We start from the raw sequence: 15117 nt of genomic DNA, 5'->3' as shown, positions 1-15117 counted from the left end.
AGCCGCTGGCCTGGCGCCAGAGAGCCGCAATCAACCGGATTGCGGTTCCATACCCCCGAATTATTTTGCCGGCAACCCCGGAAATGAGGCTGCGTTACATGACGATTCACGATTTTGAGCACAAGTTGTTGGGACTGATCGACGACATGGTTGCCACCGCGACAGACGATGAGCTGTTTGCCGGAGGATACTTGCGGGGGCATATCTCGCTGGCGGTGGCCCGGGCCGAGCTGGAAGGCAAGACCCTGGTGCGCGACGTCAAGAGCTATGTGCTGCGCAGTCTCAACGAGGCCATCTTGCAGGGGGAGCTCTCCGAGCAGGATGAAGAGCTGGTGCAGACCATGTGGAAACGCCTGCAGCAACAAGCGGAAGCTTGATCAAAAACAAATTTCAAACGGAAGTATGAGTTTCTGCTTCCCTGATAGTTATCAAAAGGTTAATAATAAGTATCGCCTTTTGTTTCAGGGATTAAACTATGGCTTCCACATCACATATTGCCAAGAAACTGCCGCTCGAGATGCTCTATCACTGGGAGCGGCAGTGTCCTGATCGGATTTATCTGCGACAAACCATCAACCGCGAATATGTCGACTTCACCTGGGGTGAAGTGGCGGAAGAGGCGCGGCGCATGGTGACGGCCCTGCGTCATCTGGGGCTGGTTGCTGGCGACAAGGTGGCGCTGCTCTCCAAGAACTGTGCCCAGTGGTTCATCGCCGATCTCGCCATGCAGATGGGGCAGTATGTGAGTGTGCCCATCTATCCCACCGCCAACGTCGATACCATCGAATATGTGCTGCGCCACAGCGAAGCCAAGGCCATCTTCGTCGGCAAGCTGGATGACTGGAAGAGCCAGGAGGCCGGCGTCCCCGCCGATCTGCTGCGTATCGCCTTTCCCTATGACACCATGCCGGCCAGCCACCAGTGGGACGACCTGCTGGAGGCGCACGAGCCCATTCCCGACAGCCCGGTGCAGGCGCCGGACTCCTTGCTGAGCCTGGTCTACACCTCCGGCAGTACCGGCAAGCCGAAAGGGGCCATGCTGAGCGTCGAACGCTACGCCTGGTCTTGCGAGAAGCTGGTGGAAACGGTTGGCCTGACCCAGGCCGATCGCGGCTTCTCCTATTTGCCCCTCGCTCACATCACAGAGCGGGTCTACATCTATGGCGGTAGCCTGTTTGGCGGCGCCACCATCGCTTTCCCCGAATCCCTCGATACTTTCATCGATGACGTCAAGCGCTGCCGTCCCACCGTGTTCATCTCGGTGCCGCGCTTGTGGGCCATGTTCCGCATCAAGATCCTCGAGAAATTGCCACAGAAGAAACTCGATTTGTTGCTCAAAATCCCGTTGGTCTCCAGCCTCATCAAGAGCAAGTTGCAAAAGGGGCTGGGGCTGGATCAGGCGCGCGTGCTGGGCTGCGGCTCGGCACCTGTGTCACCGGCCTTGCTTGAGTGGTACCTGAGCATCGGCCTGAATGTTACCGAAGCCTGGGGCATGACTGAAAACCATGCCTACTCCACCATCAACTATCCGTTCAGGGCCGACAAGATCGGTACCGTCGGCAAGGCGGGGCTTGGCGTGACCATCAAGATCTCCGATGAAGGGGAGATCCTCTGTCGTTGCGAAGGCATGATGCTGGGCTACTACAAGGATCCCGAGCACAGCGCCGAGGCCATCGATGCGGATGGCTGGCTCCATACCGGCGACATGGGCAAGCTGGACAGGGAGGGGTATCTCACCATCACGGGGCGGATGAAGGATGTGTTCAAGACCGCCAAGGGCAAGTATGTGGCGCCTGTCCCCATCGAGGGGCTGCTTGGGCAGGAGTCCATCATCGAGCAGCTGTGCGTGATTGGTTATGGCATGCCGCAACCCATCGCCCTGGTGCAGCTCGCCGAAAGCGCCATGAAGGGGGACAGGGGAGCGGTTGAGGCCCAGCTGGAGGCGGCCCGCAACCGGGTCAACGATCAGCTGGAGGCTCATGCCAAGTTGCGTGGCATCCTGGTGGTGAAGACACCCTGGAATATCGAGAACGGCGTGCTCACTCCCACCATGAAGATCCGCCGCCACTTGCTGGAGCAAAAATATGCCGATATCGGCGAGCAGTGGCCTTCACGCTCCATCGTGTGGGAAGAGTAATGTCAGACATCGCCTGATCGCGTTGTGAAAACGGCGGCCATGATGGCCGCCGTTTTTGTTTTAGGTAAAAGAGTTAAAGGAGGGCGAGCGCCGCCGCCAGATCGGCGATGAGATCGTCCGCGTCCTCCACTCCTATGCTGAAGCGGATGAGATCGTCATTGACCCCGGCGGCGAGGCGGCTCGCCTCGTCCATGGCGGCATGGGTAGTGCTGGCCGGATGGCAGGCCAGACTCTCGAGATCGCCGAGGCTCACCGCCTGCACGAACAGCTGCAAGTTGTCGAGCAAGGTGGCGCAGCGCTCAAACCCTCCTTCCAGCTCTATGCTCACCATGCCACCAAAGCCGCTGGCGAAGGCGCCAAGGGCAGGGTGGCCCGGATGGCTGGCCAGCCCCGGGTAGATCACTTTCTTCACTGCCGGGTGAGCGGCCAGAAATTCGGCGACTCTTTGCGCATTGTGCAGGTGGGCATCCATGCGCAGCGGCAAGGTCTTGACTCCCCGTTGCAGCAGGTAGGCCTCCTGTGGGCCGATGGGGGAGCCGATATGTTTGAGTGCCACGGTGCGGATGGATTTCATCAGCGCGTGGGATCCGGCCACCACACCGGCGATGATGTCGCCGTGGCCGCCCAGGTATTTGGTGCCGCTGTGCATCACGATATCGACACCGAGCTCCAGTGGGCGCAGCAGATAGGGGGTGAGGAAGGTGTTGTCACACACACTGATGGCGCCCACCTTGCGGGCCGCCTCAACCACCACTCGCGGGTCCACCACCTTGAGGGTGGGGTTGGTCAGGGTTTCGAACAACACGACCTTGGTGGCGGGGCGGATGTTGGCCAGCAGATCCTGATCGCTCTCGTAGGCGGTGACCTTGATGCCAGCGCGGCTGAAGGTCTGTTTGAGAAACGCATCGGTGCCGCCGTAGAGGGGGCCTATGTAGGCCACCTCATCGCCGCAATCGGCCAGGGCATACATGATGGCGCTCACCGCCGCCATACCGCTCGCCACCACCAGCGCCTCGTCGGCGCCTTCCAGCGCTGCCAGCTTCTGCTCCAGCTCGGCAGTGGTGGGGTTGCCAAAGCGGCTGTAAATGAACCCGGGAGCCTGGCCGGCAAAGCGCTCCTTGCCCGCCTGGGCATTGAAGTAGCTGAAGGTGCTGCTCTGGTAGAGGGGGGTGGTGAGGGCGCCGGTCTGGGGATCGATTCGCTGGCCGCTGTGCACGCTCATGGTCTTGAATTTCATTGTGTTACTCCGTGGTCGCCAGAAACTGGCACAGATATTCAGGTGTGATTATGGTTGGCAAGCCAAGTTGCTCGAAGTCCGTCTATGGTTTGTTTGCTCCTCGCTCTATCCTGATTGGCAAGGTCAAGGACAACCAGTGCGGTTGGGCATAGTCATGGGGCTTGAATGCCTGACCTTGATTGCGTGATGTTGCGAACTGCAGGAACATCAGTGCAGGTTCATGGGCTGCAGCAGTGCAGTTAGCGACGGGATAGCGAGTCCGGTAATAGGAAGTAGGTGAGAATGGGAGAGGTTACCGTTTTGCGTAATAAAACATAAACAACAAATAATTCTGAGTTATAAGCAAAAACGAAACAAGATTCAGAGTATTGATGATTTTGTGTCTTTATGAGGTGGAATACATAGAGCAAAGAACGGGCTTAGTCCTTTGATTTTGCAGAAGGGCAAAAACAAAAAAAAAACCGGCATAGGCCGGTTTTTTTGTTTCACTCTGAAGAGCGTTCTGCTCGCTATGAATTGCGAGAGCAGAGAGATAATGGGGTGGCTGATGGGGCTCGAACCCACGACAACCGGAATCACAATCCGGGACTCTACCAACTGAGCTACAGCCACCACTAAAACTGTCATTGATTTCCATCTTCCTTATGAGAGGGGAATCAATGGCGCGCCCTGCAGGATTCGAACCTGCGACCCACGGCTTAGAAGGCCGTTGCTCTATCCGACTGAGCTAAGGGCGCGTATCTCAACCCGCCATGCAGGCAAGTTGACAAACCTGGTCGGTGATAAAGGATTCGAACCTTTGACCCTCTGGTCCCAAACCAGATGCGCTACCGGGCTGCGCTAATCACCGAAAAACCGCGTCCAGCATACTCGACAAGAGTCGTACTGGGCAACGGGCGGGCATCATACCCAAGCGTTGGAGCCAGCGTCAACGACTTTTTCCCCCAGTAAATTCAAGTGCCTACTTATTGCCCTCTGGTCATGCGACCTATCTGTGCCGCTAACATCCCGGCTAAAAAAATGCGACAATGCGCGGCAGTTGAACACATGGTGAGTGGAGTACGATGTCTGCCAAAATCATAGATGGAAAACAGGTTGCGCAAACGATTCGCAGCCAGGTCGCGGCGCAGGTCCAACAGCGGTTGGCAGCAGGGAAACGGGCGCCGGGGCTGGCCGTCATTCTGGTGGGGGCGGATCCTGCCTCTCAGGTTTATGTCGGCAGCAAGCGCCGGGCATGTGAAGAAGTCGGGTTTATCTCCCGCTCTTATGACTTGAGTGCGACGGCCACTCAGGAAGAGTTGCTGGCGCTGATCGACCAACTGAATGACGATACTCATGTCGATGGCATTCTGGTTCAGTTGCCGCTGCCGGCCCACTTCGATACGACCCTGGTACTGGAGCGGATCCGCCCCGACAAGGATGTCGATGGTTTTCACCCCTATAATGTCGGGCGTCTGGCACAGCGTATTCCGGCACTGCGCCCCTGCACGCCGAAGGGGATCATGACACTGATTGAAACCACGGGAGTCAAGACCCATGGTCTGCATGCGGTGGTGGTCGGAGCATCCAACATAGTGGGACGCCCCATGACCCTGGAGCTGCTGCTGGCGGGGTGCACGACCACCACTTGTCACCGTTTTACCCGCGATCTGGAAGAGCAGGTGCGCCGCGCTGATTTGCTGGTGGTTGCGGTCGGCAAGCCCAATTTCATTCCGGGGGAGTGGGTCAAGCCGGGGGCGCTGGTGATCGATGTGGGCATCAATCGTCTGGCGGATGGCTCTCTGGTAGGGGACGTTGAGTTTGAAACGGCGCGCAGTCATGCCTCTTTTATCACGCCTGTGCCAGGTGGTGTCGGACCGATGACAGTCGCCAGCCTGATGGAGAACACCCTGATCGCCTGTAACGACTATCACGACTGAAGGCAGCCGATGAGGTGTCCGTGATCAGAGCACTAGGCAGTCGTGGAGCACAGAAGTCGCAGGTATAGATAATAAAAAACCGGTTTCTCTGGGAGAAACCGGTTTTTTATTTATCCAACGCATGGTTTTAAATATTTTGTGCTTCGTTTGGCACAATAACAGAGGCATGATTTCCTTTCGGCCCCTGTTGCAGTTCAAAATTGACGGCCTGACCCGCTTTCAGGGTCTTGTAGCCCTCCATTTGAATCGTGGAGTAGTGCGCGAAGATATCTTCACCACCTCCTTCCGGACAGATAAACCCAAATCCTTTTGCGTTGTTGAACCACTTAACTGTGCCGGTTGCCATACTTCTACATCCTTTTATTGATTACCCAGAAGTCGTTGAGTAACCTGCGCCAGCCCATTATAACTAGGACATAAGCCCGTAGCAGACGGGCACAGATTAGCAAGTAACCAATCTAGTCCAACTTTTGAGCGAGTCAAGAAGTTGTTAACAGCTGATGTGATCTGGTTAACAAGTCTATTGACAAGCTTGTGTTAGACGGTAGTAATCTAGAGGTACCAAAGCGCGCTTATGAGCAAGCAGAAAGAACTCTTTGCTAATGAAGAGATTGCAGAAGCAGAGAAGACAAAGCTGCAGTCGCCCCCCATGTACAAGGTCGTGTTGAACAATGATGACTACACACCGATGGAATTTGTGGTGGAGGTGCTGCAAAAGTTCTTTGGTATGGATTTGGACAAGGCAACTCAGGTCATGCTGAGCGTGCATTATAGTGGTAAGGGGATCTGTGGCACGTTTACCGCAGAGATCGCCGAAACCAAAGTAGTCCAGGTCAACACCTATTCACGTAACCACGAACATCCACTGCTATGTACTATGGAAAAGGCTTGAATCTGATGACTTGATGGCGAGTGTGACACCACATTGTAGCTGTACTAGGGGAGGTGCCTATGTTGAATAAAGATCTGGAAAAGACGCTGAACGAGGCGTTTAAACTGGCCCGTGACGAGCGCCACGAATTCATGACCGTCGAGCACCTGTTGTTAGCCCTGCTGGATAACAGCTCAGCCCATGAGGCGCTGAGTTCTTGTGGTGCCGATGTCGAGCAGATGCGCAAAGAGATCCGCGCATTCATCAATCAAACAACCCCTCTTATTCCCCGTGACGATGAAGATCGTGAAACCCAGCCGACGCTGGGATTCCAGCGAGTGCTTCAGCGTGCGGTATTCCATGTACAATCTTCGGGCAACACCGAAGTCAGTGGTGCCAATGTCCTGGTCGCCATTTTCAGTGAGCAGGAGTCGCAAGCTGCTTACTTCCTGAAAAAAGCCGAGATCAGTCGTCTCGACGTGGTCAACTTTCTCTCCCATGGCGTTCGCAAGGAGAGCAAGCCGGACCTTGGCAGCAATAGCAATCCTGAGTCTGATGACGACGTATCTGCTGCCCAGATCGAGAGTTTTGCGACCAATCTGAATCAGCTGGTGCTGGAGGGGCGCATTGACCCTCTGATCGGTCGTGATCAGGAGTTGAATCGCACCATCCAGGTGTTGTGTCGTCGTCGCAAGAACAATCCTCTGCTGGTGGGGGAGGCCGGTGTCGGCAAGACCGCCATCGCCGAGGGGCTGGCCTACCGGATCGTCAAGGGGGATGTGCCCGAGGTGATTGCCGGTAGCACCATTTACTCGCTTGATATGGGCTCTTTGCTGGCGGGAACCAAATACCGCGGCGATTTCGAGAAACGCCTCAAGGTGCTACTCAAGCAGATTGAACGCCAGGAAGGGGCCATCCTGTTCATCGACGAGATCCACACAATCATAGGTGCCGGTGCAGCCTCCGGTGGCCAGCTGGATGCGGCCAACCTCATCAAACCGCTGCTCTCCAACGGTTTGCTGCGCTGTGTTGGTTCAACCACCTATCAGGAATATGCCCAGATCTTCGAGAAAGACCGTGCTCTGGCACGCCGCTTCCAGAAGATCGATATCGTCGAGCCGAGCGTTGACGATACCACACGTATCCTGATGGGGCTCAAGAGTCGTTACGAGGCACACCACGGGGTGCGTTATACCGTCAAAGCGATCCGTGCTGCGGTGGAGCTGTCGGCCAAATACATCAACGATCGTCATTTGCCGGATAAAGCCATCGATGTGATCGACGAGGCGGGGGCTGGGCAGCGGTTGTTGTCGGCGAGCAAGCGCAAGAAAGTGATCAATGTGCAGGAAATAGAAGCCATCGTGGCCAAGATTGCCCGTATCCCGGAAAAATCAGTCTCCTCCTCCGACAAGGAGGTGCTGAAAAATCTGGAGCGTAATCTCAAGATGGTGGTCTTCGGCCAGGACAAAGCCATCGAAGTGCTGACGGATGCGATCCGTTTGTCCCGTTCGGGATTGGGTAACGAGCGTCGCCCAGTGGGTTGTTTCCTCTTTGCCGGTCCGACCGGGGTGGGCAAGACAGAGGTGACCCAGCAACTGGGCAAGGCCCTCGGGGTGGAGATGCTGCGCTTTGACATGTCGGAGTACATGGAGCGCCACACAGTCTCCCGTCTGATCGGTGCGCCTCCCGGCTATGTCGGGTTTGAACAGGGTGGCCTGTTGACCGATGCGGTGATCAAGCACCCTCACTCAGTGGTGTTGCTCGACGAGATTGAGAAGGCACACCCGGATGTCTTCAACCTGTTGCTGCAGGTGATGGACAACGGGACCCTGACCGATAACAACGGGCGCAAGGCTGATTTTCGCAATGTGATCCTGGTGATGACCACCAATGCCGGGGTGCAGGAAACCCAACGCAAGTCCATCGGTTTCCAGCAGCAGGATCTGAGCCACGATGCCATGGCGGTGATTAACAAGACATTCAGCCCGGAGTTTCGCAACCGTCTCGACCACATCATTTGGTTCAACCATCTGGATATGACGGTGATCCACCAGGTCGTCGACAAGTTTATTGTCGAGTTGCAGGTTCAGCTGGATGCGAAAGGAGTCTCTCTCGAGGTGTCAGAACGTGCTCGTCACTGGTTGGCCGAGAAGGGATATGACAGAGCCATGGGGGCCAGACCGATGGGGAGGGTGATCCAGGAGCACCTCAAGAAACCCCTGGCCAACGAGATCCTGTTTGGCTCATTGGTCGATGGTGGGGTCGTGAAGGTTGAGCTGGTTGATGACAGCCTCAGCTTTGACTTTCAGGTCAATGTTGAAGCTGTTTCCCACTAAGCATCTGTGATTAGAGAACGACAAAAAACCCCAACCGAAAGGTTGGGGTTTTTTGCTGAATTCCTGGCTTAGCGAGAGCGGAAAACAATACGTCCCTTGGAGAGATCGTAGGGAGTCAGTGCTACCGTTACTTTGTCTCCAGTCAGGATACGAATGTAGTTTTTGCGCATCTTGCCGGAAATATGAGCGATAACCACGTGACCATTCTCCAGTTCCACACGGAACATGGTATTGGGCAGGGTTTCGAGAATAGTGCCCTGCATCTCAATACTGTCTTCTTTAGCCATTGAATCCTCTTGATAAGCCACAACAAAAAACCGCTGGATCATGCCGGATTTAAGGCTATGTGTAAAGTTTACTCGGGCTTGCTGTCGATATTTTTCCATTCTCCCTGGATTAGCACCTCATGGGGCAGATAATTGCGCTTGTAATTCATCTTGCGACACGCTTCTACCAGATAGCCAAGATAGAGCCAGTTACGCCCCGTGCGTCTGGCGAGATCGAGCTGGCTCAGGATGGCAAAGGTGCCCAGAGAGCGGTCGGCGTAATCGGGGTCGAAAAAGGTATACATGGCGCTCAGGGAGTGAGGCAGCAGATCCGTAGTGGCTACCCCGATGAGCCGCCCTTCCTTGCGCATTTCCAGAAAAAGAGGAGGCATCCAGTCGCAGTGGAGAAAACCGCGATACTGGTTGCGATTGGGGGGATACATGCTGCCATCGCGGTGGCGCTCCCGGATGTAGCGCTCGTAGAGCAGGTAATATTCGGGTTTGTCATCGTAGCTCAACACGATGTCGATATCCCTGTTGAGCTGGCGGATCCGCTTTTGCCCGCGGCTGGGGCGAAACAGTTCGCTGTGAATGCGAAGAGATTGGCAGGCATGGCAAGCGGGGCAGTGGGGGCGATAGATGTCGTTGCCACTGCGGCGAAATCCTGCGGTCAGCAGGCGCTCATAGCCGCTGGCATTGAGCAGGGAGTGGTCCATCAGCACCAGCAACTGTTCCTGCTCCTTGTCAAGATAACTGCAAGGGTGTTTCGGGGTGAGCCCTACTTTGAGGATCACTTCTTCCGTCATAGGCTGATCTCCCCCTTGTGCCAGCATGTCGCCGCCAATGTTTGTTGCTCCAGTACTGCCAGTGCTTTCAGAAAGCGGGCTCTTGGCCACTCTTCAATACCCAGAGTGGCGAGAAACGGGTTCTGCATCTGGCAATCGACAAGTTCACCCCCATGACGAGCAAAGTGACGACAGAGGGCCACCATGGCCAGTTTGGCGCCATTGTCGATGTAGCTGAACATGGACTCGCCACAGAACAGTCGGCCAATCGAGAGTCCGTACAATCCCGCCTGCAGCCGTCCTTCTTGCCAGATCTCGATGGAGTGGGCATGACCCAGGCGATGAAGTTGCTGATAAGCCTCGATCATGGGCCTGCTGATCCAGGTCTCATCGGCAGTGCGCCGCGGTGCGGCGCAGGCGGTGATTACCTCATTAAAGGCGCGATTGACGGAAATATCGAATGACGTGCGGCGCAGCACTTTTTGCAGGGTGCGTCCTATGTGCAGTTGCTCTGGCCGGATCACCCCCCGGGGATCCGGTGACCACCAGAGCGTCGGCTGGTGGGGCTCATTCCACGGGAAGATCCCCTTGTGGTAAGCTGCCAGCAAGCGCGTCGGGGAGAGATCGCCCCCAATCGCCAGCAGGCCGTTGGGCTCTTCCAGGGCATGCTTTGGGTCGGGAAACCAGCAGAGCTCATCATCCAGTTGGGTAAGATAGCGAGACATTAGGCAACGAGGTTCACAGATGAAGGGCATTATCCTGATAGTATCCAGCTTGATCTGGTTTGTCACTGCGCCAGCCTGGGCTGCTGTGTATGAGCGCAATAGCGCCAGGCCCGTGAATCAGGTGGTATTTGGCGAAGTGGATACGGTGCGCAACATTACCCAGCGCCAGATCCTGGAATCCGAGCACTCCGGCTGGAAAACCCTGGGGGGCGCCGTGCTGGGTGGGCTACTTGGCAACCAGTTTGGCGGCGGCCATGGCCGGGAAATTGCGACTGCAGTGGGGGCGCTGGCGGGGGCCGCCATGGCGCAGCAGTATCAGTCGTCCGATGGCAGCGTGGTGGAAAACAAGCTGGTGGAACTGCTCATTCGCAATGAACAGAATGGGCTGGTCAACGTGATCCAGGATTATGATCCCGCCATGGTGTTCATGAAGGGGGACAAGGTCCGCATTCTCTATTTCGATGACGGTGTGCGGGTCGACAAGACGTTTTGAGAGAGGGGCTGAAAAACAACCGACAGATTTTCGGAGAGAAAATCTGTCGGGCGGTAACACACGGGACTCACTGCTTGCCGGTCAGGCAGCTGGGTCCTGAGACACGATTTTATCGCGACCGGTATTTTTCGCCTGGTACAGCAGGCGATCCGCTTCGCTCAGTGCCTCGTCCATGGAACTCCGCCCGACATTGATCACGCCGTAACTGGCGCGCACGAAGAGGGGATGCTCCTTGGAAAGAGGTTGCTGGCGCAACTGCTGACGCAGCCCTTCCAGCCGTTTGTTAAGGACACTCACGGTGCAGTGCGGGACCATGAGTGCAAACTCTTCCCCCCCAAAACGGGCAATCATGGCATCGGGGAAGAACTGGGTCATCAAGCGGGTGAGGTGGCAGAGCAGCTGATCGCCGATGGCATGGCCCCAGTGATCATTGACCTGTTTGAAGTGATCCACATCGAGTACACAGAGCGCGAGCTGGGTCTGTTGGCGCTGATGCTCTTCGAACCATTTCTGCCCTTCATTGAACCAGTAACGCCGGTTGTACAGGCCAGTCAGGTAGTCGCGATTGGCCGACTCCTGAATGCTGTTGAACTGCTCGAGCGCCTCCAGATTGTGGCTGACCCGGCACTGCAGCTCTTCCGGCTCGAACGGCTGGTTGAGGAAGTCGTTGGCGCCTTGCTTGAGGTAGCGGGCTGACAGCCCCCGCTTGTCGGAGACCGAGATCCCTATGATGGCCAGTTGCTGCTTGCTGTAGCGCTCGCGCAGCATACGTACCAGGCTGATCCCGTCGATATCCGGCATATAGTAGTCAACCAGCGCCAAGCGAATGCCCGGGTGTTGCTCCAGCATGGTCAGCGCTTCACGGGCGTGGCTCGCCTCATGAACCTGCAGCAACTGTTTGCGCAGCTGAGTCATGGTGCGATGGCGGGAGGTGCGCGAATCATCGACGACCAGTACCTCGATGGCCTGGTTGAGATAGAGGCGATGCACCAGGCTGACCGCATATTGCAGCGAGTGGCGCGAATCCTTCATCACATAATCCAGCACCCCGGTTTCCAGCCAGGCGCTGCGCTTGTCCTCGCTGATGTCGGCGGTGAGGATCACCACCGGCAGGCCACGGGCCAGCAGTGCGCTGACGGCTTCTCCGCTTGGGGCATCCGGCAGCGTCAAGTCCACCAACGCCACCACATACTCTTCTCCCCGGCAATGACGGGCGCCTTCCAGGGTGTCGAAGGCATCAATCTCAAGACCGGTTTGCTGGGCAATGGCTTGAGTCAGCATGCGACGTATGGTCAGGCTGTCTTCGACTATCAATATCTTCTGCTTCATTAGACTCCTACATATGAAAAAGGCATACCCGAGGGTATGCCTTATATCACATATGGAGCGCGTTTATTGTGCGTCGAGATAGCGTTCTGCATCGAGGGCCGCCATACAGCCGGTACCGGCGGAGGTGATGGCCTGACGGTAGGTGTGGTCGGCCACGTCACCGGCGGCAAAGACCCCTTCGATGCTGGTCTGGGTGGCAAAGCCGTCGAGGCCACCACGAACTTTCAGATAGCCGTTTTGCATCTCCAGCTGGCCGTCGAAGATCTGGGTGTTGGGCTGGTGACCGATGGCGATGAAGACGCCCATCAGTGCCAGTTCGGAGGTGGTGTCGTCCTGGGTGTTGCGCAGGCGCACGCCGGTGACCCCCATCTGATCGCCCAGCACTTCGTCCAGGGTCTGGTGGGTGTGCAGTACGATATTACCGCTGGCTACCTTGTCATGCAGGCGCTTGATCAGGATCTTCTCGGCACGGAACTCGTCGCGGCGGTGAATGAGGTGCACCTTCTTGGCGATGTTGGCCAGATAGAGCGCCTCTTCCACGGCGGTGTTGCCACCCCCGATCACCGCCACTTCCTGATTGCGATAGAAGAAACCATCACAGGTGGCGCAGGCAGAGACGCCGCGCCCCTTGAACGCCTCTTCGGAGGGCAGGCCCAGATACTTGGCGGAGGCACCGGTGGCGATGATAAGGGCATCGCAGGTGTACTCGCCGTTGTCACCCTTGAGACGGAACGGGCGCTGGGTCAGCTCCACCTCGTTGATGTGATCGAACAGGATGCGGGTATCAAACTTCTCCGCATGCTCTTTCATGCGCTCCATCAGGGCAGGGCCAGTGAGGCCTTCGGGATCGCCAGGCCAGTTCTCCACTTCTGTGGTGGTGGTCAGCTGACCGCCTTGTTGCATACCGGTGATGAGCAGGGGATTGAGATTGGCGCGGGCGGCATAGACGGCAGCGGTGTAACCGGCCGGGCCGGAGCCCAGGATCAGCAGTTTGCTGTGAGTGACTTGGCTCATGATGTAATTTCCGAGACGTAATGAGTTTGCGCGATTGTAGGTAATTCGTGATAAGGGGTCAAAGGCCAGTGAGTCGATTGTTTTAATCGTGCACGTATGAGCGGCGGGGCGGGTTTGGGAAATAAAAAAAACCGCCCATCGCGGGCGGATTCTCACTCATCGTCTCTTGGGAAAATCGAGCAGATCAGTTCAGCAGGGTCAGGGGATCCGTGTAGACAAGGCCATGAGCCACGGCGACCTCCTTGCAGGTCAGCTTGCCTTCCATCACGTTGAGACCATGCAGCAGATTGGAGTCTGCCAGCAGCGCCTGACGATACCCTTGCTGCGCCAGTTTGATGATGAAGGGCAGGGTGGCATTGTTGAGGGCTACGGTCGAGGTACGCGCCACGGCGCCCGGCATGTTGGCCACGCAGTAGTGCACCACGTCATCGACGATAAAGGTGGGATCTTCGTGAGTGGTGGGGTGGGAGGTCTCCACGCAGCCGCCCTGATCGATGGCCACGTCGACGATGGCCGAGCCCGGCTTCATGCGCGCAATGTGGTCACGGTTGACAAGTTTTGGCGCAGTAGCACCCGGCACCAGCACGCCACCAATGACCAGATCCGCTGCCAGCAGATGACGCTCCAGGGTTTCGCTGTTGGAGTAGACCACCTTGGCTGATCCCTGGAACTCGTTGTCGAGTCGGCGCAGGGCATCGATGTTGTTGTCAAGAATGGTGACATCTGCGCGCAGGCCGATGGCCATGCGGGCCGCGTTGGAACCCACTACACCACCCCCGATGATCACCACCTTGGCCGGTTCTACGCCGGGCACGCCACCGAGCAGCACGCCGCTACCACCGCGGGATTTCTCCAGTGCCTGGGCGCCCGCCTGAATGGACATGCGACCCGCGACTTCCGACATAGGGGCCAGCAGGGGCAAGCCACCACGACCATCGGTGACCGTCTCGTAAGCGATGCAGATGGCACCACTTTTCAGCAAGGCTTCGGTTTGTGGCAGATCCGGCGCCAGATGCAGGTAGGTAAAGAGGGTCTGACCCGGGCGCAACATGGCGCACTCGATTGGCTGGGGCTCCTTGACCTTGACGATCATCTCGGCCTTGGCGAAAACCTCGGCGGCAGTGGCCAAAATATCGGCGCCGGCAGCCATATAATCTGCATCGCTAAAGCCAATGCCGTTTCCGGCACCGCTTTGGACGAAAACAGTGTGGTTTCGTGCTGTCAGTTCACGTACACTGGCCGGAACCATGCCTACGCGATATTCATGGTTTTTTATCTCTTTCGGTACACCGATAATCATGCTATCCCTCGTCTATCGATTGGTGTTTTATGTTGCTTAAATGTTAATAACATTTGCGCCTAGTATATTCAGGTATTGACAGGATTTGTGACCATAATTATAAAATGACTGGTGATTCTTACCAAAAAATAGCCAAAGGATGGAATAAAATGATGGAAGCTAAGAGTCGGCTAAAGGATTTGGACAGGATTGACCGCAACATTCTGAATGAACTGCAAAAGGATGGCAGGATTTCGAACGTTGAGTTGTCCAAACGAGTTGGCCTGAGTCCCACACCGTGTCTGGAACGGGTTCGTCGCCTCGAGCGACAGGGTTATATCGAAGGATATGCCGCCATTCTGAACCCTCACTACCTGGATGCCTCTTTGCTGGTCTTCGTCGAGATCACCCTCAACCGTGGGGCGCCCGATGTGTTCGAACAGTTCAACAAGGCCGTTCAGGTGCTCGAAGAGATCCAGGAGTGTCACCTGGTATCCGGTGATTTCGATTATCTGCTCAAGACCCGGGTGAGCGACATGTCGGCTTACCGCCGGCTGCTGGGGGAGACCCTGCTGCGCTTGCCTGGTGTCAACGACACCCGCACCTACGTGGTGATGGAAGAGGTCAAACAGAGCAGTCGTCTGGTGATCAGCACCCGATAAAGCAGGTTATGCTGTGGTATCTTATCCATATGAGACACCATAACAGTCAGAAACGAGCGGCCGG

The 15117-nt window shown here is 56.5% G+C and carries 15 protein-coding genes and 3 tRNA genes; 7 read left to right on the top strand and 11 right to left on the bottom strand.

The features are described 5' to 3' along the window. The first annotated feature begins 98 nt into the window (after window positions 1-98). Both LA321_RS17710 and LA321_RS17705 read left to right on the top strand, forming a co-directional pair. A complete protein-coding gene (locus LA321_RS17710; RefSeq protein WP_042029226.1) occupies window positions 99-377 on the top strand; it encodes a YfcL family protein in 279 nt (92 codons plus the stop codon). Window positions 378-475: 98 nt separating this feature from the next. Continuing rightward, entirely contained in the window at window positions 476-2137 is a 1662-nt protein-coding gene (locus LA321_RS17705; protein ID WP_042069625.1) for an AMP-binding protein, read from the top strand. Window positions 2138-2210: 73 nt separating this feature from the next. On the opposite strand, the gene LA321_RS17700 is transcribed toward LA321_RS17705, so the two are convergent. The 4 genes from LA321_RS17700 to LA321_RS17685 all read right to left on the bottom strand — a co-directional run bounded on the left by LA321_RS17700 (window position 2211) and on the right by LA321_RS17685 (window position 4224). Further along, a complete protein-coding gene (locus LA321_RS17700; RefSeq protein WP_042069622.1) occupies window positions 2211-3374 on the bottom strand; it encodes a trans-sulfuration enzyme family protein in 1164 nt (387 codons plus the stop codon). Between the two features lie 536 nt (window positions 3375-3910). Further along, window positions 3911-3986: transfer RNA gene (locus LA321_RS17695), tRNA-His, on the bottom strand. A gap of 48 nt (window positions 3987-4034) precedes the next feature. Next, a tRNA-Arg gene (locus LA321_RS17690) sits at window positions 4035-4111 on the bottom strand. A 36-nt stretch (window positions 4112-4147) separates the two neighbouring features. Continuing rightward, a tRNA-Pro gene (locus LA321_RS17685) sits at window positions 4148-4224 on the bottom strand. Between the two features lie 214 nt (window positions 4225-4438). Between LA321_RS17685 and folD the strand changes: the two genes are divergently transcribed. Next, entirely contained in the window at window positions 4439-5293 is an 855-nt protein-coding gene (gene folD / locus LA321_RS17680) for a bifunctional methylenetetrahydrofolate dehydrogenase/methenyltetrahydrofolate cyclohydrolase FolD (RefSeq protein ID WP_042069621.1), read from the top strand. A gap of 127 nt (window positions 5294-5420) precedes the next feature. Here the strand turns inward: folD and cspD are convergent, their stop codons facing one another. After that, on the bottom strand, window positions 5421-5639 hold the full coding sequence (cspD, locus tag LA321_RS17675) for a cold shock-like protein CspD (protein ID WP_010674510.1): 219 nt from the start codon (window positions 5637-5639) through the stop codon (window positions 5421-5423). Window positions 5640-5867: 228 nt separating this feature from the next. Between cspD and clpS the strand changes: the two genes are divergently transcribed. Together clpS and clpA are read left to right on the top strand one after the other, a co-directional pair. Continuing rightward, entirely contained in the window at window positions 5868-6185 is a 318-nt protein-coding gene (clpS, locus tag LA321_RS17670; protein WP_042069619.1) for an ATP-dependent Clp protease adapter ClpS, read from the top strand. A gap of 59 nt (window positions 6186-6244) precedes the next feature. Then, complete coding sequence (gene clpA / locus LA321_RS17665; RefSeq protein WP_042069618.1) at window positions 6245-8500, top strand: ATP-dependent Clp protease ATP-binding subunit ClpA; 2256 nt, start codon at window positions 6245-6247, stop codon at window positions 8498-8500. Between the two features lie 68 nt (window positions 8501-8568). Here clpA and infA read toward each other — a convergent pair whose 3' ends face one another. The 3 genes from infA to aat all read right to left on the bottom strand — a co-directional run bounded on the left by infA (window position 8569) and on the right by aat (window position 10276). Beyond that, window positions 8569-8787, bottom strand: a complete 219-nt coding sequence (gene infA / locus LA321_RS17660; RefSeq protein WP_005300033.1) for a translation initiation factor IF-1 — start codon at window positions 8785-8787, stop codon at window positions 8569-8571. A gap of 68 nt (window positions 8788-8855) precedes the next feature. After that, the gene (locus LA321_RS17655; RefSeq protein ID WP_042029221.1) at window positions 8856-9572 is read right to left on the bottom strand and encodes an arginyltransferase; all 717 of its coding nucleotides are present in this window, start codon (window positions 9570-9572) and stop codon (window positions 8856-8858) included. After that, window positions 9569-10276, bottom strand: a complete 708-nt coding sequence (gene aat / locus LA321_RS17650) for a leucyl/phenylalanyl-tRNA--protein transferase (protein WP_042069617.1) — start codon at window positions 10274-10276, stop codon at window positions 9569-9571. The genes LA321_RS17655 and aat overlap by 4 nt, the downstream gene beginning before the upstream one ends. A 19-nt stretch (window positions 10277-10295) precedes the next feature. Between aat and LA321_RS17645 the strand changes: the two genes are divergently transcribed. After that, a complete protein-coding gene (locus LA321_RS17645) occupies window positions 10296-10769 on the top strand; it encodes an outer membrane lipoprotein (protein ID WP_042069615.1) in 474 nt (157 codons plus the stop codon). Window positions 10770-10850: 81 nt separating this feature from the next. Here LA321_RS17645 and LA321_RS17640 read toward each other — a convergent pair whose 3' ends face one another. The 3 genes from LA321_RS17640 to ald all read right to left on the bottom strand — a co-directional run bounded on the left by LA321_RS17640 (window position 10851) and on the right by ald (window position 14412). Beyond that, the gene (locus LA321_RS17640) at window positions 10851-12098 is read right to left on the bottom strand and encodes a diguanylate cyclase domain-containing protein (RefSeq protein WP_042069614.1); all 1248 of its coding nucleotides are present in this window, start codon (window positions 12096-12098) and stop codon (window positions 10851-10853) included. A 63-nt stretch (window positions 12099-12161) separates the two neighbouring features. Beyond that, a complete protein-coding gene (gene trxB, locus LA321_RS17635; protein ID WP_026456807.1) occupies window positions 12162-13112 on the bottom strand; it encodes a thioredoxin-disulfide reductase in 951 nt (316 codons plus the stop codon). 184 nt (window positions 13113-13296) lie between these two features. Further along, complete coding sequence (gene ald, locus LA321_RS17630) at window positions 13297-14412, bottom strand: alanine dehydrogenase (RefSeq protein ID WP_042069613.1); 1116 nt, start codon at window positions 14410-14412, stop codon at window positions 13297-13299. 149 nt (window positions 14413-14561) lie between these two features. Here ald and lrp point away from each other — a divergent pair, with 149 nt between their 5' ends. Continuing rightward, window positions 14562-15053: a leucine-responsive transcriptional regulator Lrp gene (gene lrp, locus LA321_RS17625; RefSeq protein ID WP_005300047.1), complete on the top strand. Its 492-nt coding sequence runs from the start codon at window positions 14562-14564 to the stop codon at window positions 15051-15053. Window positions 15054-15117 lie beyond the last annotated feature (64 nt).

Origin of the sequence: Aeromonas enteropelogenes, from assembly GCF_020097295.1 — a bacterium.
GTDB classification, from domain to species: Bacteria; Pseudomonadota; Gammaproteobacteria; order Enterobacterales; family Aeromonadaceae; genus Aeromonas; species Aeromonas enteropelogenes.
The sequence above is the reverse complement of the archived record's forward strand: the minus strand, read 5'-3'. Positions and strand labels throughout refer to the sequence as shown.

Coding starts and splice junctions, on each gene's coding strand:
- LA321_RS17710 (WP_042029226.1), top strand. CDS start 99: ATGACGATTCACGATTTTGAGCACAAGTTGTTGGGACTGATCGACGAC.
- LA321_RS17705 (WP_042069625.1), top strand. CDS start 476: ATGGCTTCCACATCACATATTGCCAAGAAACTGCCGCTCGAGATGCTC.
- LA321_RS17700 (WP_042069622.1), bottom strand. CDS start 3,374: ATGAAATTCAAGACCATGAGCGTGCACAGCGGCCAGCGAATCGATCCC.
- folD (WP_042069621.1), top strand. CDS start 4,439: ATGTCTGCCAAAATCATAGATGGAAAACAGGTTGCGCAAACGATTCGC.
- cspD (WP_010674510.1), bottom strand. CDS start 5,639: ATGGCAACCGGCACAGTTAAGTGGTTCAACAACGCAAAAGGATTTGGG.
- clpS (WP_042069619.1), top strand. CDS start 5,868: ATGAGCAAGCAGAAAGAACTCTTTGCTAATGAAGAGATTGCAGAAGCA.
- clpA (WP_042069618.1), top strand. CDS start 6,245: ATGTTGAATAAAGATCTGGAAAAGACGCTGAACGAGGCGTTTAAACTG.
- infA (WP_005300033.1), bottom strand. CDS start 8,787: ATGGCTAAAGAAGACAGTATTGAGATGCAGGGCACTATTCTCGAAACC.
- LA321_RS17655 (WP_042029221.1), bottom strand. CDS start 9,572: ATGACGGAAGAAGTGATCCTCAAAGTAGGGCTCACCCCGAAACACCCT.
- aat (WP_042069617.1), bottom strand. CDS start 10,276: ATGTCTCGCTATCTTACCCAACTGGATGATGAGCTCTGCTGGTTTCCC.
- LA321_RS17645 (WP_042069615.1), top strand. CDS start 10,296: ATGAAGGGCATTATCCTGATAGTATCCAGCTTGATCTGGTTTGTCACT.
- LA321_RS17640 (WP_042069614.1), bottom strand. CDS start 12,098: ATGAAGCAGAAGATATTGATAGTCGAAGACAGCCTGACCATACGTCGC.
- trxB (WP_026456807.1), bottom strand. CDS start 13,112: ATGAGCCAAGTCACTCACAGCAAACTGCTGATCCTGGGCTCCGGCCCG.
- ald (WP_042069613.1), bottom strand. CDS start 14,412: ATGATTATCGGTGTACCGAAAGAGATAAAAAACCATGAATATCGCGTA.
- lrp (WP_005300047.1), top strand. CDS start 14,562: ATGATGGAAGCTAAGAGTCGGCTAAAGGATTTGGACAGGATTGACCGC.